Below are 26,425 nucleotides of genomic sequence, written 5' to 3'. Positions count from 1 at the left end.
GGAGCACCCCGGGCGGGCGGCCCTCGTCGCGTACGCCCCGCCGCGTTCCTGTGGCCGTGGCCGTGCCCGTTTCCGTTGCCGTTTCCGTTGCCGTTTCCGTTGCCGTTGCCGTTAACGCCGTCGGGCGCCGCGTCCGTTCATCGCAGCGCGCCCGCACACAAGGCACGATCGATCGCCGTCGCCGCGGCGGCGTTCAGCTTGCCCGTGTCCGGGCGGTCCCCACCCGCCGCGGTGACCGAGAGGGAGACGGCACGCGTGCCGTCGGCGGTGACCCCCAGCCGACTCGCCGCGCCGAGACCGTCTCCCATGTGGGTGTAGTACGTCCCCCCGCACGACAGTGCGACGCTCTGCACGCCGAGGCCGTGGCCGTTGGCCCCCGGAGGCGTCGCCCGCATCTGCTCCCACTGCTCGGCGGGCAGCAGGCGTCCGGCCGCCAGGGCCTGGAAGAACCTGTTCACGTCCGCAGGTGTGGAGACGACGCCGGAGTCCGCCGTGTGCTGGATGGAGTGCTCGGTGAGGTCGTGCGTTTTGCCGTCCGGCATCGTCATGGTGATGGCCACGTGCGGCGTGGGCAGGAACGGGTTCATGCCGGGGATGGACGTGTCGCGCAGGCCGAGCGGCGCGATGACCCGCGCCTCGATCAGCTCGCGCCACGTCGCGCCGGACGCGCGCTCGGCGATCATCGCGGCCAGCAGGTAGTCGGTGTTCGAGTAGCCCCACTTCACCCCGCTGCCGTCCTCGGCCTGCCCGGGGGTGAACGCGGGCGGGTGGGACATCGCGACCGAGACCAGCTCCGCGGGAGGCGTCGTGTCGTGGCGGTTCGCCTCGAAGTCCACCATGAGGCGCTGCCGGACGCCCGGGTCGCGCATGTAGTCGAACAGCCCGCTGGTGTGCCCGAGAAGGTGCCGTACGGTGATGCGGGTCCCGTCGTTCCCGTTGCCGGACACCACGCCCGGCAGCCACCGTTCGACGGTGTCGTCGAGCGGAAGCCGTCCCTCCGACGCCAGTTGCATCACGACGACCGCGAGATACGTTTTGGTCGTACTGGCGATGCGGAAGTACGGGTTGGCCGGCAGACCCCGTTCGGGCCCGACGGCCGCGCGTACCGTCCCGTCGGCGCCGTCGACGCGCGCGACGATGTTGACCTCGCCGCCGACGGCGTCCCGCACCGCCTGGATGTCGCGGCGCAGATCGGCACTGCCGTACTTCGGCGGCTTGGCCGCCGCGGACGCCGTCCCGGTCCCGTCTGCGACCGCGAGGGGTACGGCGGTGGTCAGGACGACGCCCAAGGCGGCCAGGGTGATGGTGGTGCGGCGCGCGCGGGCGCGAGTGTGTGTGATCACGACGTTCCCCGAACTCTGCGTTGACTGTGTCGAATCCGAGTCAACGCGCTTCGGCGGAGCACGAACATGGCACTGTCACCCGCTTGTCGGTGGGGTTGGCCTCATCAGGGATCGCCCTGATACGCGGGCGGTGATCGGCAGGTCAACCCGGTTGCGGAGGCGTCGCACGGGCGTCCGCAAGACCGCCGGACACCGTGTCTCAGAGGGCAGGCCAGGGGATGTCGGGCTCGGTCGGAGCGGTGTAGTCGATTCCCGGGACGTCGAAGCCGTACAGGCGGCGGACTTCGGCGATGAACCAGTCCAGGTCGGCCAGTTCGGGGACGGTCTCGTCGGTGGCGTCGTGCCAGCGTGCGGCGACGGCGTCCTGGACCGAAGTGTCCAGCTCCCAGCGGTCGAGGCGGACCCGGCCCTCGTCGTCGGTGACCAGTTCGGCGGTGCCGGTCAACTGGTCCCACAGCTCGGTCAATTGCGCGGTCGGCGAGACCATGGCGTCGCCGAGGACGCCGCGCAGCAGGCCGACGTACAGCGCGATCCCGGGGATGGCGGTGGACGACTGCGTGACCGCCGCGGCGTTGACCGAGGTCACCGCGCGACCGCCGAGCCGCTGCGCGAGCAGGCTGTCCAGGTCCCGTGCGGTGGCCTCCAGATCGGCCTTCGCCGCGCCGATCGTGCCGTTGCGGTAGATGCCGGCCGTCAGCGGCGACCCGATGTAGGTCAGAGCGGCAGTCGTGAAGCCGTCCGCGAGGAGGTCGGCGTCGGTGAGGTGGTCGATCCACCGGCGCCAGTCCGCGCCGCCCATGACGGCGACGGTGTGCGCGGTGTCGGCGGCGCTCGCGGGATCGGTGGCGACCGTCCTGACCTGGGCCTGGTCGCCCTCGAACACAAGGGTCTTGGTGGTGTGCGGCCCGCCCAGCGGCTTGAGGACCGACGTGTGTGTGACCCCGGTCTCCGGGTCGGTGCGCCGCGGCGCGGCCACGGAGTACACCAGGTAGTCGACCTTGCCGTAGCGCTCCGCGAGCAGCGCCGCGACCTGCCCCTTGACCTCGTCCGCGAACGCGTCGCCGTTGACGAACGCGAAGTCCCGCCCGGCCGCCGCCGCCAGATCGGCGGTCGCGGCGGTCCGGTACCACCCGGCGGTGCCGGTACGCCGTCCCGGCGCCTTCTCCAGGCACACCCCGACGCCGCGGACGCCGTGGCGCGCCAGCCCGGCGACGGTCGCGGCGAGGCCGTACCCGGCGGAGGACCCGATGACCAGCGCGGTCGGGGCCTCCCCCGCCCCGACCGCGGCGCGCGGCGCCGGGGACACCGAATCCCACATGCGCTCGACCGTCGCGCGGCATCCGGCGGGATGCGCGTCCAGGAACAGGAAGCCGCGGTTGACCGGGGTGATGACGCGCTCGCTCATCGGGAAGGACCCTTCGCCTCGTGCTGCTGACGCTGACCGTGGGTGGTCCGGCGCTTCGCGCCCCGGCACCGCCCTGTCCATATCGTCGGCAAAGCACGCCCGGGCACTGATCTCGCCCGGCACAACGATCGACCCCCGTTTTTGGAGCGGTCGCACACACGGTCCCGCCCGGGGTCGTGGCCGGGAAGGCTCACCGGTTCCCGACCTCCCGGTCGCAGCGCTAGGCGAACAGCGCGGCGAGACCGATCAACGGCATGACGGGTGCGGCAACGGCGCACATCCAGCGCATCGCGCGCTGCCGACGACGCGAGAGCAGCGTGGTGGCGACGAACAGGCCGAGTTCGGCGAGAAGTCCCGCGGCGAGGACAACCGTCATGCCGGTCACCCCGCCGCCGCAGGAGCCCGGGTCACACGAGTCGGGGGGCACCATGCTCAACAGCATGAGGAGGACGGGCCAAGCACTGGTCACCAAGCCGACGGCGAGCACGAACAGGACCGCGAACACAGTGGTCCAGTCGCGGCGTTCGCCCTCGTCGATCCAACGGTCCGGCAAGGTCCCCACGGGCAAGGTGGAAGTCATGCATCGAGAATCCCCGCGGCGCGCGTCGGTCGATATCCGCGCTCGTACTCACCCCTGCACGCAAACGCACTCAGCGCCTCGCCAGAAGACAACGAACAGTTGCCCGCCTAGCAGGGACTCAGCGGCGTCCCCCACGGTCGCAGCCCCCGCAACTGAGCCCGCTCACGACGAGTTCATCCGCGGTGGTTGTCGGGCGCGTCGCAACGTCGGTGGCCGACCGGGGGCGGGGAGTAATCAAAAGGGATTTTGCGGTTGGGCGTGTCGCGGTGGGGTCGGGGGCGCAGAACCGTTTCGGGACGGTCAGCAGCTCCGCTCGACGACGAGTTCGCAGAGGGACGACAGCGCGGTCTTGGCCGGTGTCTCCGGGAGGGGGACGAGGACCTCCCGGGCCTCTTCGGCGTAGCGGCGGGTGTCCGCGCGGGCCTTCTCCAGGGCCGGGTGGGCCCGCAGCAGGGTCAGCGCCTCGGCGTGGCGGTCGTCGTCCACGAGCGGGGCCGACAGGAGGTCCAGGAGGTGCGCGTCCTCGGGCTGGGCGGCGGCGCGCAGGTGCAGGACGGGGAGGGTCGGGACGCCCTCGCGCAGGTCCGTGCCGGGGGTCTTGCCGGACTCGGTGGAGTCGCTGGCGATGTCGAGGACGTCGTCCGCGAGTTGGAACGCCACGCCGATGCGCTCGCCGTACCGGGTCAGGATCTCCACGACCTGCTCGTCGGCCCCCGCGAACATCGCGCCGAACTGGCCGGACGTGGCGATCAGCGAGCCGGTCTTGTCGGCGATGACCGACAGGTAGTGCTGCACCGGGTCGTCGCCCGGATTGGGGCCGACGGTCTCGCGGATCTGGCCGGTGACCAGGCGGGCGAACGCGCGGGCCTGGATACGGACCGCCTCGTCTCCCAGGTCGGCGACGATCTCGGACGCCTTGGCGAACAGGAAGTCGCCGGTGAGGATGGCGACCGAGTTGTCCCACCGGGCGTTCGCGCTCGGTGCGCCGCGCCGCAGGGCAGCCTCGTCCATGACGTCGTCGTGGTAGAGCGTCGCGAGGTGGGTCAGCTCGCAGACCACGGCGGCCGGGACGACGCCGGGTGCCTGCGGGTCGCCGAACTGGGCCGCCAAAAGGGTGAGGAGCGGGCGGAAGCGCTTGCCGCCCGCCTCGACCAGGTGCCGCGACGTCTGGGTGAGGTACGGGAACTCGCTCTTGGTGGCGGCGAGGAGCTCCTGCTCCACCGCCGCCATCCCGGCGCGGATCTCCGCATCGAGTTCACCGTCATGGACGCTCAGCCCGAAGGGCCCCACGATCGTCATGCCGGTGCTCTCCTCATGGTCGCGCAGTGTGTCTGCGCTGCTGCTAATGGACGAACAGGGCGGCCTTGTCCGCGAGGTCCAGGACCGGCTGCGGCAGGATGCCAAGGACCACCGTAACCGCTACCCCCAACGCGATGGCAGCGGTGGTCAGGACACTCGGCACGACCACGGTCGGCCCGTCCGCGCGCGGCTCCGAGAAGAACATCAGCACGATGACCCGGACATAGAAGAACGCGGCGATGGCAGAACAGAGCACGCCCACGATCACAAGCGATCCGGCTCCGCCATCGGCGGCCGCCTGGAACACCGCGAACTTCCCGGTGAAACCGCTGGTCAACGGGATGCCCGCGAAGGCCAGGAGGAACACCGCGAAGACCGCGGCGACCAGCGGGGAACGGCGGCCGAGACCGGCCCACCGCGACAAATGGGTCGCCTCGCCACCGGCGTCGCGGACCAGGGTGACCACCGCGAATGCACCGAGAGTGACGAATCCGTACGACACGAGGTAGAACAGCGTGGACGACGCGCCGGCCTCGTTCGCCGCGATCATGCCGGTCAGGATGAACCCGGCGTGCGCGATCGAGGAATACGCCAGCATGCGCTTCACGTCGGTCTGGGTGATCGCGATGACCGCGCCCGCCACCATCGTGACGATCGCGACGCCGATCATGACCGGTCGCCAGTCCCACTTCATGCCCGGCAGCGCGACGTAGAAGAACCGCAGCAGCGCGCCGAAGGCGGCGACCTTGGTGGCGGCCGCCATGAACCCGGTGATCGGCGTCGGCGCGCCCTGGTAGACGTCCGGCGTCCAGGAGTGGAACGGCACCGCGCCGACCTTGAACAGCAGGCCGACCGCGATCATCGCCATGCCGATCAGCAGCAGCGCGTCGTTGTCCATCGCGCCGCCGGTCGCCACCGCGATCCGGTCCAGCCGCAGGCTGCCCGAGTAGCCGTACAGCAGCGCGACGCCGAACAGGAAGAAGGCCGAGGAGAACGCGCCGAGCAGGAAGTACTTGAGCGCCGCCTCCTGCGACAGCATGCGGCGCCGCCGGGCGAGCCCGCACAGCAGGTACAGCGGCAGCGACATGACCTCAAGGGCGATGAACATCGTCAGCAGGTCGTTGGACGCCGGGAACAGCAGCATCCCGCCCAGCGCGAACATCGTCAGCGGGAAGACCTCGGTCTGGTGCAGGCCGGCCGCCGTCGCCTCCTTCTCCTGCGCGCTGCCCGGCGCCGCCGCGGCCTGCGGGGCGAAGGCGTCGCCGCCCGGCTCCAGGCGGCGTTCCGCGATCAGCATCACCGACACGATGCCGAGCAGCAGCAGCGTGCCCTGGAGGAACAGGGACGGGCCGTCGACGGCCACCGCACCGACCGCCGCCACCTCCTGCTCGCCGGCCAGCGCGACGACGCACGCGAACGCCGCGGCCATGCCGCCCAGCGACAGGACCAGATGGGTGGCGTACCGCGCCTTGCGCGGTACGAACGCCTCGACGAGCACGCCCACGACCGCGATGCCGAAGACGATGAGCATCGGCGAGAGTTCGCCGTACTCGATCTTGGGCGCGTCGACGGTGGCGGCGAGTTGCAGACCCGCGCTCACTTGTTGCCTCCGTGGGTGTCGGCCGCCAGTTGCTGCTCTGTCGGCACGATCGGATCGGTCGGCTTGGGGTCCTTCTGCTCGACCTGGGTGATGGTGTCCTCGACCGCCGGGTTGACGACGTCGAGGATCGGCTTCGGGTACACGCCCAGCACCAGCAGCAGCGCGATCAGCGGCGCGACCACGACCATCTCGCGGACGTTCAGGTCCTTGATCTTCTCCACGCCCGCCTTGACCGGCCCGGTCATGGTGCGCTGGTAGAGCACCAGGACGTACAGCGCGGCCAGGATGATGCCGACCGTCGCGAAGACGCCGGCCACCTCGTAGCGCGAGAACGTGCCGATCAGCACCAGGAACTCACTGACGAACGGGGCGAGTCCGGGCAGCGACAGGGTCGCGAGGCCGGCCACCAGGAACGTGCCGGCCAGCACCGGCGCGACTTTCTGCACCCCGCCGAAGTCGGCGATCGTCTTGCTGCCGCGCCGGGTGATCAGGAAGCCCGCGATCAGCAGCAGCGCCGCCGTCGAGAACCCGTGGTTGATCATGTAGAGCGTGGCACCCGAGTGGCCCTGCGTGGTCATCGCGAAGATGCCCATGATGATGAAGCCGAAGTGCGAGATCGAGGTGTACGCGATGAGGCGCTTGATATCGGTCTGCCCCACCGCGAGCAGCGCCCCGTAGATGATCCCGATCACCGCGAGTGTCACCACCAGCGGCGCGAACGTCTTGGACGCGTTCGGGAACAGCTCCAGGCAGAACCGCAGCATCGCGAACGTGCCGACCTTGTCGACCATCGCCGTCACCAGCACCGCGACGCCCGGGGTGGCCTCGGTCATGGTGTCCGGCAGCCAGGTGTGGAACGGCCACAGCGGCGCCTTGATCGCGAAGGCGAACATGAAGCCGAGGAACATCGCCTTCTCGGCCGCCGGGTTGATGTCCAGCTCACCCGACGCGACCGCCTGCGAGACGCGGATCAGGTCGAACGTGCCCTGGCCCGCGCCGCCGATGTCCTGGTTGGCGGTCACCACGTACAGCGCGACGACCGCGGCCAGCATCACCAGGCCGCCGAGCAGGTTGTAGAGCAGGAACTTGACCGCGGCGTACGAGCGTTGCGCGCCTCCGAAGCCGCCGATGAGGAAGTACATCGGGATGAGCATGGCCTCGAAGAAGATGTAGAAGACGAAGATGTCGGTGGCCGCGAAGGACACCACCACCATCGCCTCGACCATGAGCATCAGCGCGAAGAACGCGTGCGTCGAGCGCGGCGCCGCCTTCTCCCCCGCCGTTCCGTCCATGCGGACCTGCGGCGTGTCCGCGTCGTGCCAGGACGCCAGCACCAGGATCGGCATGAGCACCGCGGTGAGCAGGATCAGGACGACGCCGATGCCGTCCACGCCCAGCGCCCAGTGCACGCCGAACGACTTGATCCAGGAGTAGCTTTCGGTCATCTGGTAGCGGTCGCCGTCCGGCGAGAACTTCACCGTGACGATGACCGCCAGCACCAGTTCGGCGAGGGTGACCGCCAGGGCGACGTTCTTGGCGAGCAGGCGCTTGCCCGCCGGCAGCGCCGCGACCAGCAGGCCGCCGGCGAACGGCAGCGCGGCCATGACCGTCAGCCAGGGGAAGTGGCCGTTCATCGCAATCCCTCCGCCATGGCCGCTGTGGTGACAGCCCGATTGGTGGCAGCGCGTGTGGAGTCGGGGCCGGCCATCACGCCATCCTCGCCATCAGGGTCGCCGCCACGACGACGGCCGTGCCGCCGAACATCGACAGCGCGTACGAACGGGCGAAACCGGTCTGCACCTTGCGCACCCGCGCCGAGGTGCCGCCGATGAACGCCGCCAGGCCGCCGACGAATCCGTCGATGCCCTTGCCGTCCAGCCAGACCAGCAGCCGGGTGAGGTACTGCCCGGGCCGCATGACCAGGCCCTCGTTGATGGAGTCCTGGTAGAGGTCCTTGCGCGCGGCCACGGTGACCAGGGAGCCGTGCGGCGCGACGGCCGGGACCTCGCGGCGGGCGTACTGCACGTACGCCACCAGCACGCCGAGCGCCACCATCGCGGTGGCCATGCCGGTCACCACCCAGACGCTGAACGGCAGTTCGCCGTGGTCGAAGCCGGTCACCGGGGTCAGCCAGTTCACGAACGCGTCGTTCAGGACGAACAGCCCGCCCGCGAACACCGAGCCGAACGCCAGCACGATCATCGGCACCGTCATCGACGCCGGGGACTCGTGCGGGTGCGGCTCGTGCCACTCCGCGGGCGCGCCGACCGGTGCCTCCTTCCACCGTTCGCGGCCGAAGAAGGTCATGAGCATCACGCGCGTCATGTAGTACGCGGTCAGCGCCGCCGCCACCAGCGTCACCGAGCCCAGGATGTACCCGGAGGTGCCGCCCTTCGCGAAGGCCGCCTCGATGATCTTGTCCTTGGAGAAGAATCCGGACAGCAGCGGAAACCCGATGATGGCCAGATATCCGAGCCCGAAGGTCACGAAAGTCACCGGCATGTACTTGCGGAGCCCGCCGTACCGCCGCATGTCGACCTCGTCGTTCATGCCGTGCATGACCGACCCGGCCCCGAGGAACAGCCCGGCCTTGAAGAAGCCGTGCGTCACCAGGTGCATGATGGCGAACGCGTACCCGATCGGGCCCAGGCCCGCGGCCAGGATCATGTAGCCGATCTGCGACATCGTGGACGCCGCGAGGGCCTTCTTGATGTCGTCCTTCGCACAGCCGACGATCGCCCCGAACAGCACCGTGACGGCACCGACGATGGTCACCACCAGCTGCGCGTCCGGCGAGGCGTTGAAGATCTCCGCGGACCTGGTGATCAGGTACACGCCCGCGGTCACCATCGTCGCCGCGTGGATCAGTGCGGAGACCGGGGTCGGGCCCTCCATCGCGTCGCCGAGCCAGGCTTGCAGCGGGAACTGCGCCGACTTGCCGCACGCCGCGAGCAGCAGCATGAGGCCGATCGCGGTCATCGTGCCGTCGGAAGCCTCGGCCGAGCCGCCGAGCACGTCGTCGAACGCGAAGGTGCCGAAGGTGGTGAACATCAGGAAGATCGCGACGGCCAGACCGAAGTCGCCGACGCGGTTCATGATGAACGCCTTCTTGGCCGCGGTCGCCGCCGACGGCTTGTGCTGCCAGAACCCGATGAGCAGGTACGACGCGAGGCCGACACCCTCCCACCCGACGTACAGCAGCAGGTAGTTGTTCGCCAGCACCAGCAGCAGCATGGACGCCAGGAACAGGTTCAGGTACGCGAAGAACCGGCGCCGGTCCGGGTCCTCCGCCATGTAGCCGATCGAGTAGATGTGGATCAGCGAGCCCACACCGGTGATCAGCAGCACGAAGACCATCGACAACTGGTCGAGGTGCAGTCCGACCTCGGCCTGGAAGTCCGCGGCCGGCACCCAGTTCCACAGGTGCTGGTCGATCGACCGCTCGGCGCCGTCCTTGCCGAGCATCGCCGCGAACAGCGCGACGCCGACCGCGAACGAGCCGAGCGCGAGGAGCGTGCCGAGCCAGTGCCCGAGCCTGTTGCCGCGCTTGCCGCACAGCAGCAGCACCGCCGCGCCGAGCAGCGGCAGCGCGATCACCAGCCACGTCGCCGAGAAGACCCCGCTCGCCGCGACCGAGTGCATGCCGCCGCCCCCCTCGGAGGCCAACAGCGTCGAGGAAACCGAGTTTTGCGTCACCAGTCCCCTACCACTTCATCAGGTTGGCGTCGTCGACCGAGGCCGTACGGCGGGCGCGGAAGATGGCGATGATGATCGACAGGCCGACCACCACCTCGGCGGCCGCGACGACCATCGTGAAGAACGCGATGATCTGGCCGTCGTAGTTGCCGTGCATCCGCGCGAACGTCACGAACGCCAGGTTCGTGGCGTTGAGCATGAGCTCCACGCACATGAACACCACGATCGCGTTGCGGCGCAGCAGCACCCCGGCGGCGCCGATGGTGAACAGCAGCGCCGACAGGTACAGGTAGTTCGCCGGGTTCATGAGCGCGACTCCTTCGATCCTGCGCCGGCCGCGACCGAGTCGCCGTGGGTGGTCCCGGCCGCGTCAGGGTCCTCGGGCGCCGCTTCGGGCCCGCCGTCGCCGGAGCCCGCGTCGGGTCCGGCGGCGCCGGACGCGCCCTCCTCGTCCTCGTGGCGGGCCGGCGGCACCTCGCCGCGCTGCTCCATCCACACTTCGGCGCTCTCCTCCAACTCCGCCACCCGGTGCACCGGTTCGCGGCTCACGTCGCGCACCTGGCCGCGGGCCCGCAGCGTCGCGTTGACCGACAGCTCGGAGACCGAGCCGTCCGGCAGCAGCGCGGGGATGTCCACCGCGTTGTGCCGCGCGTACACGCCCGGGGCCGGCATCGGCGCCAGGTTGACGTTGTCGCGCACGCGCTCCTCCGACAGCTCCCGCTGCGTCTTGCGCGGCTTGAGGCGCTCGCGGTGCGCGAGCACCATCGCGCCGAGCGCGGCGGTGATGAGCAGCGCGCTGGTGATCTCGAACGCCCAGACGTACTTGGTGAAGATCAGGTGCGCGAGGCCGTTGACGTTGCTCTGGTCCATCGCGGCCTGCGTCGTGGTGTCGGGCGGCGCGGCCCCGGACGGCGAGGTACCGCCGCCGTAGCCCGCGAAGTTCCCGAGCGAGGCGTTGGCGATTCCCGCGACCAGCAGGATCCCGAAGCCGAGGCCCGCGAGCACCGCCGCGACGCGCTGGCCGCGCAGCGTCTCCTTGAGCGAGTCGGCGGACGAGACGCCGACCAGCATCAGCACGAAGAGGAACAGCATCATGATCGCGCCGGTGTAGACGACGATCTGCACGACGCCGAGGAAGACCGCGCCCTGCGCCATGTAGAACAGCGCCAGGCACAGCATCGTCGAGGCCAGCATGAGCGCGCTGTGCACGGCCTTCTTCATGAAGACCGTGCCGAGCGCACCGATCAGGGCGATCGCCCCGAGGATCCAGAACTGCACCGCCTCGCCGGTCGACGTGCGGGTCAGTTGTTCCGCGAGGACCACGCCCCCGGACATCCCGTCAGTGGCCATGCTCATCGCACACCCGCTTCGTGCCCGTCGGACGCCGCCTCACCGGAAGGCCCGTCGTCGTCCGACCCGGCGTCCTGCGTGACCGTGCCGGGCGCGGCCTCGGTGACCTTGCCCAGGTAGTAGTCGCGCTCCTCCATGCCCGGGTACATCTCGTGCGGCGGGGCGACCATGCCCTCGTGCAGCGGCGCGAGCAACTGCTCCTTGGTGAAGATCAGGCTCGCGCGGGTGGTGTCCGCCAACTCGTACTCGTTCGTCATCGTGAGGGCGCGCGTGGGGCACGCCTCGATGCACAGGCCGCAGAAGATGCAGCGCAGATAGTTGATCTGGTAGACGCGGCCGTAGCGTTCGCCCGGCGAGAAGCGCCCCTCCTCGGTGTTGTCGGCGCCCTCGACGTAGATCGCGTCCGCCGGACAGGCCCACGCGCACAGCTCGCAGCCGACGCACTTCTCCAGGCCGTCCGGGTGCCGGTTGAGCTGGTGCCGCCCGTGGTAGCGCGGCGCCGTCGGCTTCTTCTCGAACGGGTAGAACTCGGTGTTCGCCTTCTTGAACATCGTCGCGAAGGTGACGCCGAAGCCCGCCACGGGTCCCAGGAAGTTGCCCACGGTCACACCTCCCTGTCCGTCGTGTCGGTCGGGTCAGCGGGGCCCGGTTCGGCCGGACCGGACGACCCCGGCCCGACGGCCGCGCCCACCGGTTCGGTGCGCCGCACGTTGCGGCGCGGCACGGGCGGCAACTCCTGCCCCGGCAAGGGCGGTACGGGGAATCCGCCCGCCATCGGATCGAAGGGCTCCTTCGCCCCCGGTGTGCCGGGCAGAGGCTCGTCCCCGCCGTCGTCGTCCTCGGCCCCGCGCAGCATGTCCCACACCACCGAGAGCACGAGCACCACGATGATCGCCCCGGCGATGCCGAGCACGATGTTGCGGTAGTCGTAGCCCTCGTTCTTCAGCGCCCGCACCGTGGCGACCAGTAGCAGCCAGGCCAGCGAGGTCGGGATGAGGACCTTCCAGCCGAGCTTCATGAACTGGTCGTAGCGCAGGCGTGGCAGCGTGCCGCGCAGCCAGATGAAGACGAACAGGAAGAGCTGGACCTTGAGGAAGTACCAGAGCAGCGTCCACCAGCCGCTGTTCGCGCCGTCCCAGACGGCGGAGATCGGCCAGGGCGCCCGGTAGCCGCCGAGGAACAACGTGGTGGCGAGCGACGAGACGACGACCATGTTGACGTACTCGGCCAGGAAGAACAGCGCGAACTTCAGCGACGAGTACTCGGTGTGGAAGCCGCCGACCAGCTCGCCCTCGGCCTCCGGGAGGTCGAACGGCGCGCGGTTGGTCTCGCCGACCATGGCGATGACGTAGATGATGAACGACACCGGCAGGAGCACCGCGTACCAGGTGTCGGTCTGCGAACTGACGATCTCGGACGTCGACATCGAGCCCGCGTAGAGGAACACGCCCGCGAAGGACAGGCCCATCGCGACCTCGTACGAGATCATCTGCGCGGTGCTGCGCAGCGAGCCCAGCAGCGGGTACGTCGACCCGGACGACCAGCCCGCGAGCACGATCCCGTAGATGCCGACCGACGCGGTGGCCAGGATGTAGAGGACGCCGACCGGCAGATCGGTCATCTGGAGGTGCGTCTGGTGTCCGAACATCGACACCTGGCCGCCCATCGGGATCACCGCGAACGCCATGAACGCGGGGACCATCGCGACGACCGGCGCCAGGATGTAGACCGGCCGGTCGGCGGCCTTGACGATGATGTCTTCCTTGAAGGCCAGCTTGACGCCGTCCGCGAGGGACTGGAGCAGGCCCTGCGGGCCGACGTGCTTGGGGCCGATGCGCATCTGCATCCACGCCACGACCTTGCGCTCCCACCAGATGGCGAAGAGCGTCATGACGACGCAGAACGCGAAGACCAGCACGGCCTTGAACAGGATCAGCCACCACGGGTCGGATGTAAATCCCACCGGATCGGCCGCGAGTTGCACACCCGCGGCGGTGGCCGGTCCGTCCAGGGACGTCAGCCCGGCGCTCAGTTGCGGGCCCATCAGCTCTCCTCACCCTCACCGGGAAGCTCGTCCGACCGCGGCTGGTCCGACGCGGCGTCGGCGGGCCGGGCCCGGACGCCGTTGACGCCGGTGCCGTTGGCCGGCCCCGCGACGCCGCGGCCGTCCGGTCCGGACGCGGCCTCGGCGGCCGCTCCGTCGGAGGCCCGCTGCTGCGGCAGCACCGCGGCCTTGAGCCGGACCACCTCGCCCGGGTTGACCGACAGCGTGCGGCGCACCTCGGAACCCGGTGAGTTCGCCGGGAGCCACACCACGCGGTCGGCCATCTCGGACACCACGAGCGGCAGCGTGATCTCGCCGCCGTGGCCGGTGGACACCGTCACCTCGCCGCCGTCCGCGGCACCGATCTCGGCCGCGGTGGCGGCGCTGAGCCGGACGACCGGGCGGCGGCGGGTGCCGGCCAGCGCCGATTCGCCGTCCTGGCCCCGGCCTTCGTCGAGCAGCAGGCGCCAGGACGCGAGAACCGCCTCGCCCGGACCCGGCGTCGCGGCGACGCGGCGCTCGCGGGGCTCGGGTCCCGCGGCGCGCTCGCCGGCCCAGCCGCCCAGGCCGCGCAGTTCGCGCCGGGCCGAGGTGACGTCGGGCAGGCCGAGGGGGTGGTCCATCTCGTCCGCGATCGCGTGCAGGACGCGCAGGTCGGGCATGACCGTCCCGGAGTCCCCGGTGACCTGGTCGTGCTTGAGTACCGAGGCGAACGGCCGCTCGCGGCCCTCCCAGTCGAGGAAGGTGCCGGGCTTCTCGGCCGCCGCGGCGACCGGGAAGACGACGTCCGCGCGCTCGGTGACCTCGCTGTGCCGGATCTCCAGGCTCACCACGAACTGCGCGGCCTCCAGCGCGGCCAGCGCGCCCGCCGGGTCCGGCAGGTCGGCCGGCTCGACGCCGCCGACCACGAGCGCGGCGAGCTTGCCGTCGCGGGCCGCGCGCAGGATCGCCGCGGTGTCCAGGCCGTAGCCGCCGGGCAGTTCGGGGGCGCGCCAGGCGGCGGCCACCTCGGCGCGCGCCTCCGGGTCGCTGACCGGGCGACCGCCCGGCAGCAGGCTGTAGAGCGCCCCGGCCTCCAGCGCGCCGCGCTCGCCGGCCCGGCGCGGCACCCAGGCCAGGCGCGCCCCGGTGGCCTCGGCGAGCGCCAGGGCCGCGGTGAGCGCCCCCGGGATGCCCGCGAGGCGTTCGCCGAGCATGACCACCGCGCCGTTCTCGCGCAGCAGGTCGGCCGCGTCGCCGCCGAGGGCGTCGAGGCCGGACCGGGTGGCCAGGGCGGTCAGCCAGTCCGTCTCGCTGCCCGGGGCGGCCCGCAGCAGCGCGCCGTTCATGCGGACCAGGCCCGCGCTGGCGAACGGCGCGATCGAGAAGACCTTGAGGGGGCCCTTGCGGGCCGCCTTGCGCAGCCGCAGGAAGACGATCGGCGACTCGTCCTCGGGCTCGAACCCGGCGAGCAGCACGACGGGGGCGCGCTCCAGGTCGGCGTAGGTGACGCCCATGCCCGTCCCGGCGACCTCGGACGCCAGGAACTCGGCCTCCTCGGTGGAGTGTTCGCGGGCCCGGAAGTCGATGTCGTTGGTGCCGAGCGCGACGCGCGCGAACTTGGCGTACGCGTAGGCGTCCTCGACGGTGGACCGGCCGCCGACCAGCACGCCGGTGCGCTCGCGGGCCGCGTTCAGCCCCTCGGCCGCCGCGGCCAGGGCCTCCGGCCAGGACGCAGGCCGCAGTTCGCCGGACTCGGTGTCGCGCAGCATCGGCGAGGTGATGCGGTCGCCGAGCGTCGCGTACCGGAAGGCGAAGCGGCCCTTGTCGCAGTTCCACTCCTCGTTGACCTCGGGGTCGTCCCCCGCGAGGCGCCGCATGACGCGGCCGCGCCGGTGGTCGGCGCGCAGCGAGCACCCGGCCGCGCAGTGCTCGCACGCGGTGGGTGTGGACACCAGGTCGAACGGCCGGGACCGGAACCGGTACGCGGCCGAGGTCAGCGCGCCGACCGGGCAGATCTGGATGGTGTTGCCGGAGAAGTACGACTCGAACGGCTGCTTCTCGTAGATGCCGACCTGTTGCAGCGCACCGCGTTCGATCAGCGCGATGAACGGGTCGCCCGCGATCTGCTCCGAGAAGCGCGTGCAGCGCGCGCACAGCACGCACCGCTCGCGGTCCAGCAGCACCTCGCTGGAGATGGGCAGCGGCTTGGGGTACGTGCGCTTGACCTCGCCGAAGCGGGAGGTCGAACGCCCGGACGTCATCGCCTGGTTCTGGAGCGGGCACTCGCCGCCCTTGTCGCACACCGGGCAGTCCAGGGGGTGGTTGATGAGCAGCAGCTCCATCACCCCGTCCTGCGACTTCTTCGCGACCGGCGAGCTGATCTGGGTGCGGACCACCATGCCGTCGGTCACGGTCGTCGTGCAGGAGGCGAGCGGCTTGCGCTGTCCCTCGACCTCGACCAGGCACTGGCGGCAGGCGCCGACCGGGTCGAGCAGCGGGTGGTCGCAGAACCGCGGGATCTGGATGCCGAGCAGCTCGGCGGCCCGGATGACCAGGGTGCCCTTGGGCACGCTGATCTCGATCCCGTCCACCGTGATGGTGACCAGGTCCTGCGGCTTGGGCGCGGGCGCGCCGCCCGCCGGTGCGTTGGTGGTAACGGTCATCAGGCTTGCGCTCCCGCCATGGTGGAGGCCCAGACCGTCGAGGCCGCCGGGTCGAAGGGACAGCCGCGCTGGGCGAGGTGGGCGACGTACTCGTCGCGGAAGTACTTGAGCGACGAGAAGATCGGGCTCGCCGCGCCGTCGCCCAGTGCGCAGAACGACTTGCCGTTGATGTTGTCGGCGACGTCGAGCAGCGTCTCCAGGTCGGCCTCGGTCCCCTCACCCTTCTCCAGGCGTTCGAGGATCTGCACGAGCCAGTACGTGCCCTCGCGGCACGGCGTGCACTTGCCGCACGACTCGTGCGCGTAGAACTCGGTCCAGCGCAGGACCGCGCGGACCACGCACACCGTGTCGTCGAAGATCTGGAGGGCCTTGGTGCCGAGCATCGAGCCCGCGGCGCCCACACCCTCGTAGTCCAGCGGCACGTCGAGGTGTTCGTCGGTGAACATCGGGGTCGACGAGCCGCCCGGGGTCCAGAACTTGAGACGGTGCCCCTCGCGCACGCCGCCCGCGAGGTCGAGGAGTTGGCGCAGCGTGACGCCGAGCGGGGCCTCGTACTGGCCAGGGCGCTTGACGTGCCCGGACAGCGAATAGAGCGTGAAGCCCGGGGACTTCTCCGACCCCATGGTGCGGAACCAGTCGACGCCCTTGTGCATGATCGCGGGCACCGAGGCGATCGACTCGACGTTGTTGACGCACGTCGGGGACGCGTACAGGCCGGCGACCGCGGGGAACGGCGGGCGCAGACGCGGCTGACCGCGGCGTCCTTCGAGCGAGTCGAGGAGCGCGGTCTCCTCGCCGCAGATGTACGCCCCGGCCCCCGCGTGCACGGTGAGCTCCAGGTCGAAGCCGGAGCCGAGGATGTCCTTGCCGAGGTAGCCCGCCTCGTACGCCTCCCGGACCGCCTCCTGGAGGCGGCGCAGCACCGGCACGACCTCGCCGCGCAGGTAGATGAAGGCGTGGTTGGAGCGGATCGCGTACGCCGCGATGACGATGCCCTCGACGAGGACGTGCGGGTTGGCGTACATGAGCGGGATGTCCTTGCAGGTCCCCGGCTCGGATTCGTCGGCGTTGACCACGAGGTAGTGCGGGTTGCCGTCGCCCTGCGGGATGAAGCCCCACTTCATGCCGGTGGGGAAGCCCGCGCCGCCGCGGCCGCGCAGGCCGGCGTCCTTGACGGTCTGGATGACCTCGTCCTGGTGCTTGCCGAGCGCCTTCCGCAGGCCCTGGTAGCCGTCGTGGCGCAGGTACGTCGCGAGCCGCCAGGGCTGCGCGTCGTCCCAGGGTGCGGACAGGACGGGCGTCAGGATCGCGGGGTCGGCGCCTTCCGTCGTCGCGCTCATGTCGGTCACGCCCCCTTCCCGGTGGTCGGTCCGTTGCCGGGACCGGAGTTGGTGGCGGCGGGTCCGTCGGGGTCCTGGCCCTTCGCGATGCGCAGTCCGACGAGGCTGGCCACGCCGCCCGCGCCGCCCTGGTCGACGGCCTCGGGCCGCGGGTCGGGGAATCCGGCGAGGATCCGCGAGGTCTCGCGGAAGGTGCACAGCGGGGCGCCGCGGGTCGGGGTGACCTGCTTGCCCGCGCGCAGTTCGTCGACCAGGTCCTTGGCGGACGCCGGGGTGACGTTGTCGAAGAACTCCCAGTTGACCATCATCACGGGCGCGTAGTCGCAGGCCGCGTTGCACTCGATGTGCTCCAGGGTCACCGAACCGTCCGGCGTGGTGCCCTTGTTGCCCACTCCGAGGTGGTCCTTGAGCGTCGCGAAGATCTCGTCGCCGCCCATAACCGCGCACAGCGTGTTGGTGCAGACCCCGACCTGGAACTCGCCGCCGTTCTCGCGGCGGTACATGGTGTAGAAGGTCGCCACGCCGGTGACGTCGGCGGTGGTGAGGTCCAGCATCTCGGCGCAGAACTCGATGCCCGAGTGGCTGACGTACCCCTCCTCGGACTGCACGAGGTGCAGCAGCGGCAGGAGGGCCGAACGCGACTGCGGGTAGCGGCCGATGATCTCCCGCGCGTCGGTCTCCAGCCGGGCGCGCACGTCGGCGGGATAGCCCGGCGCGGGCAGGCGGGGCATGCCCAGATCGGTCATCGGTCGACACCTCCCATGACGGGGTCGATGCTCGCGACGGCGACGATCACGTCCGCCACCTGGCTGCCCTCGCACATGGCGGCCATGGACTGGAGGTTCGTGAACGAGGGGTCGCGGTAGTGGACGCGGTAGGGGCGGGTGCCGCCGTCGCTGACGATGTGCACGCCGAGTTCGCCCTTGGGCGACTCGATGGCCGCGTACACCTGGCCGGCGGGCACCCGGAAGCCCTCGGTCACCAGCTTGAAGTGGTGGATGAGGGACTCCATCGAGGTGCCCATGATGGTGCGGATGTGGTCGAGCGAGTTGCCCAGGCCGTCGGGGCCGAGGGCGAGCTGCGCGGGCCACGCGATCTTCTTGTCCTCGACCATGACCGGGCCCGGCTTCAGCCGCTCCAGGCACTGCTCGACGATCTTGAGCGATTCCTTCATCTCCGCGATGCGCACCAGGTAGCGGCCGTACGCGTCGCAGGTGGTCTCGGTCGGCACCTCGAACTCGTAGTTCTGGTACCCGAAGTACGGCTGCGACTTGCGCAGGTCGTGCGGCAGGCCCGCGGAGCGCAGGCACGGGCCGGTGACGCCGAGGGCCATGCAGCCGGTCAGGTCGAGGTAGCCGATGCCCTCGGTGCGGCCCTTGAAGATGTGGTTGTCGTTGAGCAGCATCTCGTACTCGCGGATGCGGCCCGGGAGTACGTCGACCAGCTCGCGGATCTTGTCGACCGCGCCCGGCGGCAGGTCCTGCGCGAGACCGCCCGGCCGGATGTACGCGTGGTTCATGCGCAGGCCGGTGATCATCTCGAAGACGTCGAGGATCAGTTCGCGGTCGCGGAACCCGAACGTCATGACGGTCAGCGCGCCGATCTCCATGCCGCCGGTCGCCAGGCACACCATGTGCGACGAGATGCGGTTGAGCTCCATGAGGAGCACGCGGATGACGTTGGCGCGGTCCGGGATCTGGTCGGTGATGCCGAGCAGCTTCTCGACGCCGAGGCAGTACGCCGCCTCGTTGAACAGCGGCGTCAGGTAGTCCATGCGCGTCACGAAGGTGACGCCCTGCGTCCAGGAGCGGTATTCGAGGTTCTTCTCGATGCCGGTGTGCAGGTAGCCGATGCCGCAGCGGGCCTCGGTGACGGACTCGCCGTCGATCTCCAGGATCAGCCGCAGCACGCCGTGCGTGGACGGGTGCTGCGGGCCCATGTTGACGACGATGCGCTCGTCGGCGTCGGCGGCCGCCTGCACGACCTCGTCCCAGTCGGAGCCGGTGACCGTGTAGACCCGGCCCTCGGTGGTCTCCCGGGCCTTGGCCTCGGCGGCGTCCGCGGACTGCTGCTGCGTCTGGGTGGTGTCGGCCATCAGGTGTACGACCTCCGCTGGTCGGGCGGCGGGATCTGGGCGCCCTTGTACTCGACGGGCACACCGCCGAGCGGGTAGTCCTTCCGCTGCGGGTGGCCGGGCCAGTCGTCCGGCATGAGGATGCGGGTGAGCGCCGGGTGCCCGTCGAAGACGATGCCGAAGAAGTCGTACGTCTCGCGCTCGTGCCAGTCGAGCGTCGGGTACACCTTCACGAGCGACGGCACGTGCGGGTCCGCGTCGGGGGCGGCGACCTCCAGGCGTACCTGGCGGTTGTGGGTGATCGAGCGCAGGTGGTAGACGGCGTGCAGCTCCCGGCCGTCGTCGGTCGGATAGTGCACGCCGCTCACGCCGGTGCACAATTCGTACCGGAGGGCAGGGTCGTCGCGCAGCGTGAGGGCGACCTTGACGAGGCCGTCGCGGCGTACGTGCAGGGTCAGTTCGCCGCGGTCGACGACGACGCGCTCGATGACGTCGTCGAACTCGACACCGGACTCGGCGAGCGCGCCGGTCAGTTCGTCCGCGACGACGTCGAACTCTCCTTCGCCGCCGCCATGCGGGCCGCCGTAGGGGCGGGTCGCGGCGGCCGGGAGGGCGATGGTGCGGACGAGCTTGCCGTAGCCGGACGTGTCGCCGGTGCCGCGCGCGCCGAACATGCCGTGCCGGACGTCCAGCACGTCGTTGCCGCCGGAACCGCGGGGAACCGGAACGGGGTTCCCGGCGTTGTTGCCGTTGTCGGGGGTGCTGTTGTCGGGGGTGCCGTTGTTGCCGTTGTTCTTGCCGGAGTCGGTCGCGTCGCTCACCGCAGCAGCCCCTTCATCTCGATCGTGGGCACCGCCGTCAGCGCGGCCTGCTCGGCGGCGCGCGCGGCCTGCTCGCGGTTCACGCCGAGGGGCATGTGCTGCACCTGCTCGTGGAGCTTGAGGATGGCGTCCATCAGCATCTCGGGGCGCGGCGGACAGCCGGGCAGGTAGATGTCGACCGGCACGATGTGGTCGACGCCCTGGACGATCGCGTAGTTGTTGAACATGCCGCCGGAGGACGCGCACACGCCCATCGACAGCACCCACTTCGGCGCGGCCATCTGGTCGTAGATCTGGCGGAGCACCGGAGCCATCTTCTGGCTCACCCGGCCCGCGACGATCATCAGGTCGGCCTGGCGCGGGGACGCGCGGAAGACCTCCATGCCGAACCGCGCGAGGTCGTAGCGCCCGGCGCCGGTCGCCATCATCTCGATCGCGCAGCACGCGAGACCGAACGTGGCGGGCCAGAACGAACTCTTGCGGAAGTAGCCGGCGAGATCTTCGACCGTGCTGAGCAGGAAGCCGCTGGGCAGCTTCTCCTCAATACCCATCGGATGGCCTCTCCTGGATCACCTGGAACACCTGGATCCCTGCGTCAGTTGCCTCTGCGGCGGCAGTGGCGGCGTGCGGGTCGTCGGTCTGTCGATCGGTCCCTGTGCCCGGCCGTCAGTCCCATTCGAGGCCGCCGCGGCGCCAGAGATACGCGTACGCGACGAACACGGTGAGGATGAACAGCGCCATCTCGATGAGACCGAAGATGCCGAGGGCGTCGAAGTACACCGCCCACGGATAGAGGAAGACGATCTCGATGTCGAAGATGATGAAGAGCATCGCCGTCAGGTAGTACTTCACCGGGAAGCGCCCGCCGCCGATGGGCTGCGGTGTCGGCTCGATACCGCACTCGTACGCCTCCAACTTGGCCCGGTTGTACCGCTTGGGCCCGGTCAGCGCGCCGGCGACGAGGGAGACGATGCCGAACGCCGCCGCGATGCCGCCGAGCACGAGGATCGGCGCGTACAGGTTCATGGCCGCACTGCTCCCTTCCGTCCATCTGGCCCGGTCACAACCACCCGCTTGTGAGCATGTGACCAGGTTCACAAGCACCCGGAACGGCGCCGATCCTACGCCTCTTCCGATGTGATCTGCGACACGGGTTGAGTTCGATCATGATGTGATCTTCAACACCTGATGATCGATCAGAAACGATTGGCCGCGGTCTTGATTCGACGTACCGCACAGTTTCGGACACTCTGCGCTAGGGATGCGACGGGAAGCAACGCACTGGATGGTCATCCGGAACGGGACCTATATCAGGCGATTTTGCAGATCATCAAATTTGATCGGAAAAGGGGGGCGTGTTAGGGGACCCTCAGTTGATCAGTGGGGTGGCTGCGGCGCGGGAGTTGCCCTGGTTGCGGGAAGGCCGCGGGCAAAGGAGAACCCCCGGGCGGCCGGGCCCGGGGGTTCTCCGTTCGGGGGCGAGGACTGGTCCAACTCGTATCGGATCAGGGCCAGTTCGGACAGCCAGTTCGGATGGCGAGTTCGGACGGCGAGTTCGGATGGCGAGTTCGGATGGCGAGTTCGGACGGCGCGATGGCGATGCCGCGTGCTGGTCGCGTCGCTCGTCATCAGGGTGACCCCGCGGCGCGGGATCTCGGCGACCAGTGTCTCGTCTTCCGGAGTGTTCACGCCATGGTCGGTGTGGAGGGTGCTGTCGGTGCCGATGTCGTGGGTGCTGTCGGTACCGCTGTCGTTCGTGCTGTGGGTGCGGTGCGGTGGAGCGCGGTGGGTGCGGTCGACGCCGATGCGGTGGGCGCGTCGGCGGGCCATGGAGCGAGACCGGTGCGGTGCCGGCAAACGGGACGAAGGTCCCGGGGATGCGTGCCTCAAGACAGGTACAGAGACCCTGCCGGCCCACGAAGGCGGTCGGTAGCTTCGGGGGTGGAACGTCCCGGCGTCTTGGTGGCTGGATACTCGCCCCGAGCAGCCCGTTCGTCCCGGCGGCCGATCTTGCCGAGGCCCTGTCAGGTGCGCTCGGGCCGTCCTGCCCACATAGGAGAACACCCGCCTGCGTAGGAGAACATGCGTCTTCACCGTCCCCTGCCCCTCAACCGCGCCGAATGGCAGAACGTCGCGCTCGTGCTGGCCGTCGCACTGACCGACGCCGCGCTCGGGTCGCACGTGGGACTGCCCGCGCTGTACGCGGTCGGGCCGGCCTTCGCCGCCGCGCGGGGGTCGGTACGGCACGTATGCGTTATCGGCCTGCTGTCGGGAGTGCTGTCCGTCCTGTCGGCGCTGTTCACGTCCTCCGTCGGCACTCAGCGGATGGTCGTCGCGCTGGCCGCCGTCGCCGCGGTGACCGTCGCGTCCGCGACCGCCGCGCGGGCGCGGCTGCGCCAGGAGCGCCGGTTGGCGGACGTACGGCAGGTGGCGGCCGTGGCGCAGAGCGTGATCCTGTCACCGCCGCCGGAGGACACCGGTCCGGCGGACATCGCCGTGTCCTACGTCTCCGCGGCCGACGACGCCGAGATCGGCGGCGACTTCTACGAGGCGGTGCCCGTCGCGGGCGGGGTCCGCGTCATTGTGGGGGACGTCCAGGGGAAGGGGCTCGACGCGGTGCGCACGGCGTCGACCGTGCTGTCGGCGTTCCGTGAGAGCGCACCGGACGCGTCCGAGCTTCGCGGGGTGACCACCAAGATCGCGTGCGCGCTGCAACGGCGGCCGCAGGACGAGCAGTTCGTCACCGCCGTTGCCGCCGAACTCGCGGACGACGGCTCGCTCACGCTGCTGAACTTCGGGCACCCGGATCCGGTGGTCGTTCGCGCGTCCGGGCGCGAGGCGCCGGCCGAACCCCGTGACCCCGGGCGTCCGTTGGGGCTGGAGTGGCTCGGAGGCGCTGGGCCGGGCGTACACCGAACGCGGCTGGAGCGCGGCGACCGTGTCCTCTTCTATACGGACGGAATCGCCGAAGTGCGGGGGGAGGACGGGAAGTTCTACCCGCTGTCCGCTCGAACGCCGCTCCTGCGCGGGGCGGACCTGGATGCTTCGCTGGCCGAACTGCGGCGGGATGCTGAGGAGTTCGCGGGACATGAAGTCCATGACGACTCCGCGCTGATGCTGCTGGAATACCGCGGTGACGTGCGGTCGAACGAGACCGAGTCGCTGAACGAGTCGTGGACCGAGCCTCGAAACGACACCGCGCCGTGTGCCGATGTCGGCCTCGGGCCGCGCTACGCCCCGAGCTGCGACATGTGCGCGCTCGCCGCTTGCCCGATGGCTTCCGCCGCGCGTCGGTAGGGGCGTTCAGCGTTCCTGCTTCGCCAACTCCGCCTCGAAGACGCCGAACACCTCGGCCCCGAAGAGCACGAAGCGCACCTCTTCGACGGCTGTCTCGGTGGCACGCACCGTGCCGAGCGCGATCCGCGCCGCATCGCCGGTCGGCCAGCCGTACGCCCCTGCGGACACCGCCGGGAAGGCGACGGTGCGGGCACCCAACTCGTCTGCCACGCGCAGCGATTCGCGGTAGCAGGAGGCGAGCAGTTCGGAGCGGTCGTCGCTCCGCGACCACACCGGGCCGACCGTGTGGATCACCCATCGTGCGTCCAGCCGACCGGCCGTGGTCGCGACGGCCTGGCCGGTGGGCAGGCCACCCCCGTAGTGCGAGGCTCGCAGGTCGCGGCAGGCGTCCAGGATCTGCGGGCCGCCCTTGCGGTGGATCGCGCCGTCGACCCCGCCGCCGCCCAGGAGCGACGAGTTCGCCGCGTTGACGATCGCGTCGACGGACTCGCTGGCGATGTCGCCCTGCCGCAGGGTGATTCGTGTGATTCGCGTGGTCATGAGGTCACCGTACGTCCGACTCGTCCTCCGGCGCCTCCGCGATTTCCTTGATCACCGCGAGCCGCCGGTCCCACTCCGCCGCCCGGAGGTTCATCCACCGCGCGGCGGCGGCGAGCGGCTCGGACTCGACCCGGAACCGCACCTCGCGCCCGACCGCCTCGCCGCGGACCAGCCCGGCGCGGTTCAGGACCGCCAGGTGCTTCACCACGGCCTGCCGGGTGACCGGCAGCTCGGCGGCGAGGGAGGTGGCCGTACCCATGCCTTTTTGCGCGAGCAGTTCGAGGATGCGGCGGCGGGTGGGGTCGGCGAGGCCGGTGAACACGTCCTCGACGCGTGCGTCCGCCTCTATGTCTCTGTCCACCCCGCCACCTCCCCGTGCCGCCAACGTCCGACGGGCCCAAATCATCCAGTACTGCTCGGTGCGGGGTTCAGCCAGCGTCCGAGAGCACTTCTTCGACCCGCTTGCGCAGGTCCTCGGTGACGATCGTCCAACCCTCGGTGTTGTCCTTGAACCGGGCCTCAACTTCCGCGTCGTCGGCCCGCACGGCGGTGATGCCGCTCTCCACGACGCGAAGGCGCGTCGCGTCACCCTCTTCGGAGAGGGTGAAGGTGACGAGCGTCCGGTTGCCGTCCGTGGGGCGCGTGCCCTTGCCGGCGCTCACCAGGGCCCACCAGTAGGAGAAGCGGCGCGGGGCGTCGATCTCCTCGATGAGGACGGGGATCTCGCCGAACTCCTCGTGATCGAAGACGACCCACCCGCCGGGCCGGAAGTCGGCCGAGGTCGGCTCGGGCATCCCGAACCAGGTGCCCATGTGCCGGGTCTCGGTGATCACGTCCCATACGCGCTGGGGCGGGGCGGCGATCAACACGTCCCGCTCGATCGTGTCCTGAACTTGTGCAGCCATGGTGGCTCTCCTCACGTGCTCACATCATCAAACCTGCCACCTCCAGGTTGCACGTCGATTTCCATTTACGCAACCCCAAGGTTGCACGAGGTTGTCTTTGGGTTGCTTGAACCGGAATGAATCAGCTGACTTCGCCTTCTTCCCTCGTCCACGCGGGGAAGCTCCTAGCCTCATATCTGTGAACCGCGCACCAGGGAAACCACCTCGCGGCCCCGGCGGCAACCCGCCACCAGGCCGACCTGACCACGCGCCCACGACGCCGGACAAGAACCCGCCGCTCCCGCCGAGGCCTCCGCAGCCACCTGCACAGGTCAGAGACAGACCCAGCAATACAGTTGCTCGCCCTCGGCCTCGGCTTCCTTCGCAAAGCTCGCCAACCTGGCGACGATGTCCCGCAATACGTCCGCGGTGGCGCCGAACTCACGCATGACGTCGGTGTCACCCCAGCGGGCGGCCACCGCCGCGACGTCCTCGTCCCGCACACTCGCCAACGCGTCCCGCACGTCCACGTCGAACTGAGTCACCCACGGCCCCGAAGTCCACGGCGATTCGGGACCCTCGCCGTCCGTCGGCTCATCAAGATCGGGCTGCGGCCCGTACGGCCACACGACGTCGCTCTTGACCAGATCATCGGCCACCGGCACGCCCTTGATCGCCGCGATCAACTCGGGAAAGACGCCGAGCTCGTGCATCCCCGTGGCGTCGGTCTTGTCGACCGCACGAAGCCCTTCGCCCTCCTCGTCGTCCTCCAGCAGGCCCTGCTCGAACAAGTTCTGGCGGTACTCCTCGTCCATCGCCTTCACGACCAGCGCGGTGTCAGAAGCCCGCAGAAAATCAGTGAGGATGCCCATGTCTCTCCAAGGTCGTGGCCGCAGTCGCCGCAGTGAACCAACCCCGAACGACACCGCTCGCGCGATCAGGACACACAGAAGGCCAAGCCACTCCACGCCGACCAACAACCCGCGGCACCAAGGCAAGATCCACGCCCGTAAGCGGCTACCCAACCTTCGGCCGCCCACCAAGTCAGCCCGGCACAAGCCCGATTGCCCGACCTACGACCGCCGCACAGTGACCCAATGCGCCAAGAAGCCGAGCAGATGACCGAAATGCCAGACCCACAGAAGCTGATAGGAACCTACCCGCCTGACTCGTGACCCCGCAGTTCACAAAGACTGCGCCCCGCGCAGGCGGGGCGAGGGCCCACCTCGGGGTCGACGCCGCGGCACGCTGCGGGCTGCGCCCCGCGCAGGCGGGGCGAAGGCGCGCTCGAACGTTGGTACGCTCCGGGCTGGTTCATGGAAACCACACGGTTGTTATTCCGGCAAGAAGGTCGTCTCGTGCGGCTGCCTTCAATAGCCTCGTCTCGTGAATCGCGAACTGGGCGAGCCGTCCCGCAGGCGGCCCGGCAGCAATCGGCCTCCGGGTCGGCCGGAACGCGCCCCGACCAATCCAGACAAAAACCCGCCGATGCCTCCGAATCCGCCAC

At 70.1% G+C, this 26,425-nt stretch carries 24 protein-coding genes; 1 reads left to right on the top strand and 23 read right to left on the bottom strand.

The genetic code is table 11. The features are described 5' to 3' along the window. Positions 1-137: 137 nt before the first annotated feature. The 19 genes from ACRX5S_RS33910 to ACRX5S_RS33820 form a co-directional block, all read right to left on the bottom strand. Positions 138-1,343: a serine hydrolase domain-containing protein gene (locus tag ACRX5S_RS33910; protein ID WP_436777033.1), complete on the bottom strand. Its 1,206-nt coding sequence runs from the start codon at positions 1,341-1,343 to the stop codon at positions 138-140. Positions 1,344-1,542: 199 nt separating this feature from the next. Further along, complete coding sequence (gene fabV, locus ACRX5S_RS33905; protein ID WP_436777032.1) at positions 1,543-2,748, bottom strand: enoyl-[acyl-carrier-protein] reductase FabV; 1,206 nt, start codon at positions 2,746-2,748, stop codon at positions 1,543-1,545. 220 nt (positions 2,749-2,968) lie between these two features. Then, positions 2,969-3,328: a hypothetical protein gene (locus tag ACRX5S_RS33900; protein WP_436777031.1), complete on the bottom strand. Its 360-nt coding sequence runs from the start codon at positions 3,326-3,328 to the stop codon at positions 2,969-2,971. Positions 3,329-3,628: 300 nt separating this feature from the next. Beyond that, on the bottom strand, positions 3,629-4,627 hold the full coding sequence (locus tag ACRX5S_RS33895) for a polyprenyl synthetase family protein (protein ID WP_436777030.1): 999 nt from the start codon (positions 4,625-4,627) through the stop codon (positions 3,629-3,631). 43 nt (positions 4,628-4,670) lie between these two features. After that, entirely contained in the window at positions 4,671-6,227 is a 1,557-nt protein-coding gene (gene nuoN, locus ACRX5S_RS33890) for an NADH-quinone oxidoreductase subunit NuoN (protein ID WP_436777029.1), read from the bottom strand. Continuing rightward, positions 6,224-7,861, bottom strand: coding sequence for an NADH-quinone oxidoreductase subunit M (locus tag ACRX5S_RS33885; protein ID WP_436777028.1), 1,638 nt, complete (start codon positions 7,859-7,861; stop codon positions 6,224-6,226). Before ACRX5S_RS33885 ends, nuoN begins: the two co-directional genes overlap by 4 nt. A gap of 73 nt (positions 7,862-7,934) precedes the next feature. Beyond that, positions 7,935-9,869, bottom strand: coding sequence for an NADH-quinone oxidoreductase subunit L (gene nuoL, locus ACRX5S_RS33880; RefSeq protein WP_436777063.1), 1,935 nt, complete (start codon positions 9,867-9,869; stop codon positions 7,935-7,937). Between the two features lie 61 nt (positions 9,870-9,930). After that, positions 9,931-10,230, bottom strand: a complete 300-nt coding sequence (gene nuoK, locus ACRX5S_RS33875; RefSeq protein ID WP_358358405.1) for an NADH-quinone oxidoreductase subunit NuoK — start codon at positions 10,228-10,230, stop codon at positions 9,931-9,933. Beyond that, the gene (locus ACRX5S_RS33870) at positions 10,227-11,258 is read right to left on the bottom strand and encodes an NADH-quinone oxidoreductase subunit J (protein ID WP_436777062.1); all 1,032 of its coding nucleotides are present in this window, start codon (positions 11,256-11,258) and stop codon (positions 10,227-10,229) included. The genes nuoK and ACRX5S_RS33870 overlap by 4 nt, the downstream gene beginning before the upstream one ends. Before the next feature lie 17 nt (positions 11,259-11,275). Further along, complete coding sequence (gene nuoI, locus ACRX5S_RS33865; protein ID WP_436777027.1) at positions 11,276-11,875, bottom strand: NADH-quinone oxidoreductase subunit NuoI; 600 nt, start codon at positions 11,873-11,875, stop codon at positions 11,276-11,278. A 2-nt stretch (positions 11,876-11,877) separates the two neighbouring features. Then, positions 11,878-13,317, bottom strand: a complete 1,440-nt coding sequence (gene nuoH, locus ACRX5S_RS33860; RefSeq protein ID WP_436777026.1) for an NADH-quinone oxidoreductase subunit NuoH — start codon at positions 13,315-13,317, stop codon at positions 11,878-11,880. Next, positions 13,317-15,962, bottom strand: coding sequence for an NADH-quinone oxidoreductase subunit G (locus ACRX5S_RS33855; RefSeq protein ID WP_436777025.1), 2,646 nt, complete (start codon positions 15,960-15,962; stop codon positions 13,317-13,319). Before ACRX5S_RS33855 ends, nuoH begins: the two co-directional genes overlap by 1 nt. Beyond that, a complete protein-coding gene (gene nuoF, locus ACRX5S_RS33850; protein ID WP_436777024.1) occupies positions 15,962-17,302 on the bottom strand; it encodes an NADH-quinone oxidoreductase subunit NuoF in 1,341 nt (446 codons plus the stop codon). Before nuoF ends, ACRX5S_RS33855 begins: the two co-directional genes overlap by 1 nt. Positions 17,303-17,307: 5 nt before the next feature. Continuing rightward, a complete protein-coding gene (gene nuoE / locus ACRX5S_RS33845; RefSeq protein WP_436777023.1) occupies positions 17,308-18,048 on the bottom strand; it encodes an NADH-quinone oxidoreductase subunit NuoE in 741 nt (246 codons plus the stop codon). Next, entirely contained in the window at positions 18,045-19,397 is a 1,353-nt protein-coding gene (gene nuoD / locus ACRX5S_RS33840) for an NADH dehydrogenase (quinone) subunit D (RefSeq protein ID WP_436777022.1), read from the bottom strand. The genes nuoE and nuoD overlap by 4 nt, the downstream gene beginning before the upstream one ends. Continuing rightward, positions 19,397-20,197 carry an NADH-quinone oxidoreductase subunit C gene (locus tag ACRX5S_RS33835; protein WP_436777021.1) on the bottom strand — a complete coding sequence of 267 codons (801 nt, stop codon included), beginning with the start codon at positions 20,195-20,197 and terminating at the stop codon, positions 19,397-19,399. The genes nuoD and ACRX5S_RS33835 overlap by 1 nt, the downstream gene beginning before the upstream one ends. Then, positions 20,194-20,748, bottom strand: coding sequence for a NuoB/complex I 20 kDa subunit family protein (locus tag ACRX5S_RS33830; RefSeq protein ID WP_358358382.1), 555 nt, complete (start codon positions 20,746-20,748; stop codon positions 20,194-20,196). The genes ACRX5S_RS33835 and ACRX5S_RS33830 overlap by 4 nt, the downstream gene beginning before the upstream one ends. Before the next feature lie 115 nt (positions 20,749-20,863). Further along, positions 20,864-21,223, bottom strand: a complete 360-nt coding sequence (locus ACRX5S_RS33825; RefSeq protein ID WP_358358379.1) for an NADH-quinone oxidoreductase subunit A — start codon at positions 21,221-21,223, stop codon at positions 20,864-20,866. 351 nt (positions 21,224-21,574) lie between these two features. Continuing rightward, on the bottom strand, positions 21,575-22,027 hold the full coding sequence (locus ACRX5S_RS33820) for a hypothetical protein (RefSeq protein WP_436777020.1): 453 nt from the start codon (positions 22,025-22,027) through the stop codon (positions 21,575-21,577). Positions 22,028-22,279: 252 nt separating this feature from the next. On the opposite strand from ACRX5S_RS33820, the gene ACRX5S_RS33815 reads away from it, so the two are divergent. Then, a complete protein-coding gene (locus tag ACRX5S_RS33815) occupies positions 22,280-23,494 on the top strand; it encodes a PP2C family protein-serine/threonine phosphatase (protein WP_436777019.1) in 1,215 nt (404 codons plus the stop codon). Between the two features lie 6 nt (positions 23,495-23,500). Here the strand turns inward: ACRX5S_RS33815 and ACRX5S_RS33810 are convergent, their stop codons facing one another. From ACRX5S_RS33810 to ACRX5S_RS33795, 4 genes are all read right to left on the bottom strand, one after another. Continuing rightward, complete coding sequence (locus tag ACRX5S_RS33810) at positions 23,501-24,022, bottom strand: O-acetyl-ADP-ribose deacetylase (protein ID WP_436777061.1); 522 nt, start codon at positions 24,020-24,022, stop codon at positions 23,501-23,503. Positions 24,023-24,038: 16 nt separating this feature from the next. Continuing rightward, positions 24,039-24,395, bottom strand: a complete 357-nt coding sequence (locus ACRX5S_RS33805; protein ID WP_436777018.1) for an ArsR/SmtB family transcription factor — start codon at positions 24,393-24,395, stop codon at positions 24,039-24,041. A 67-nt stretch (positions 24,396-24,462) separates the two neighbouring features. Further along, entirely contained in the window at positions 24,463-24,939 is a 477-nt protein-coding gene (locus ACRX5S_RS33800) for an SRPBCC domain-containing protein (protein WP_436777017.1), read from the bottom strand. A 311-nt stretch (positions 24,940-25,250) separates the two neighbouring features. Then, entirely contained in the window at positions 25,251-25,790 is a 540-nt protein-coding gene (locus ACRX5S_RS33795) for a hypothetical protein (RefSeq protein WP_436777016.1), read from the bottom strand. Between the last annotated feature and the right edge of the window lie 635 nt (positions 25,791-26,425).

The sequence above is a fragment of the Yinghuangia sp. YIM S09857 genome, assembly GCF_051388915.1.
In the GTDB taxonomy this organism is placed as follows: Bacteria; Actinomycetota; Actinomycetes; order Streptomycetales; family Streptomycetaceae; genus Yinghuangia.
Note: the sequence above shows the minus strand (reverse complement) of the source record. Positions and strands in the feature narration are given on the sequence as shown.

What these genes read in the sequence shown, in the direction of transcription:
- nuoH (WP_436777026.1), bottom strand. Translation starts at nt 13,317, where the DNA reads ATGGGCCCGCAACTGAGCGCCGGGCTGACGTCCCTGGACGGACCGGCC.
- nuoF (WP_436777024.1), bottom strand. Translation starts at nt 17,302, where the DNA reads ATGAGCGCGACGACGGAAGGCGCCGACCCCGCGATCCTGACGCCCGTC.
- ACRX5S_RS33815 (WP_436777019.1), top strand. Translation starts at nt 22,280, where the DNA reads ATGCGTCTTCACCGTCCCCTGCCCCTCAACCGCGCCGAATGGCAGAAC.
- nuoL (WP_436777063.1), bottom strand. Translation starts at nt 9,869, where the DNA reads ATGCACTCGGTCGCGGCGAGCGGGGTCTTCTCGGCGACGTGGCTGGTG.
- ACRX5S_RS33900 (WP_436777031.1), bottom strand. Translation starts at nt 3,328, where the DNA reads ATGACTTCCACCTTGCCCGTGGGGACCTTGCCGGACCGTTGGATCGAC.
- ACRX5S_RS33830 (WP_358358382.1), bottom strand. Translation starts at nt 20,748, where the DNA reads ATGGGTATTGAGGAGAAGCTGCCCAGCGGCTTCCTGCTCAGCACGGTC.
- ACRX5S_RS33825 (WP_358358379.1), bottom strand. Translation starts at nt 21,223, where the DNA reads ATGAACCTGTACGCGCCGATCCTCGTGCTCGGCGGCATCGCGGCGGCG.
- ACRX5S_RS33870 (WP_436777062.1), bottom strand. Translation starts at nt 11,258, where the DNA reads ATGTCCGGGGGCGTGGTCCTCGCGGAACAACTGACCCGCACGTCGACC.
- ACRX5S_RS33855 (WP_436777025.1), bottom strand. Translation starts at nt 15,962, where the DNA reads ATGACCGTTACCACCAACGCACCGGCGGGCGGCGCGCCCGCGCCCAAG.
- ACRX5S_RS33820 (WP_436777020.1), bottom strand. Translation starts at nt 22,027, where the DNA reads ATGGCCCGCCGACGCGCCCACCGCATCGGCGTCGACCGCACCCACCGC.
- ACRX5S_RS33800 (WP_436777017.1), bottom strand. Translation starts at nt 24,939, where the DNA reads ATGGCTGCACAAGTTCAGGACACGATCGAGCGGGACGTGTTGATCGCC.
- nuoE (WP_436777023.1), bottom strand. Translation starts at nt 18,048, where the DNA reads ATGACCGATCTGGGCATGCCCCGCCTGCCCGCGCCGGGCTATCCCGCC.
- ACRX5S_RS33795 (WP_436777016.1), bottom strand. Translation starts at nt 25,790, where the DNA reads ATGGGCATCCTCACTGATTTTCTGCGGGCTTCTGACACCGCGCTGGTC.
- ACRX5S_RS33885 (WP_436777028.1), bottom strand. Translation starts at nt 7,861, where the DNA reads ATGAACGGCCACTTCCCCTGGCTGACGGTCATGGCCGCGCTGCCGTTC.
- fabV (WP_436777032.1), bottom strand. Translation starts at nt 2,748, where the DNA reads ATGAGCGAGCGCGTCATCACCCCGGTCAACCGCGGCTTCCTGTTCCTG.
- nuoD (WP_436777022.1), bottom strand. Translation starts at nt 19,397, where the DNA reads ATGGCCGACACCACCCAGACGCAGCAGCAGTCCGCGGACGCCGCCGAG.
- nuoK (WP_358358405.1), bottom strand. Translation starts at nt 10,230, where the DNA reads ATGAACCCGGCGAACTACCTGTACCTGTCGGCGCTGCTGTTCACCATC.
- ACRX5S_RS33895 (WP_436777030.1), bottom strand. Translation starts at nt 4,627, where the DNA reads ATGACGATCGTGGGGCCCTTCGGGCTGAGCGTCCATGACGGTGAACTC.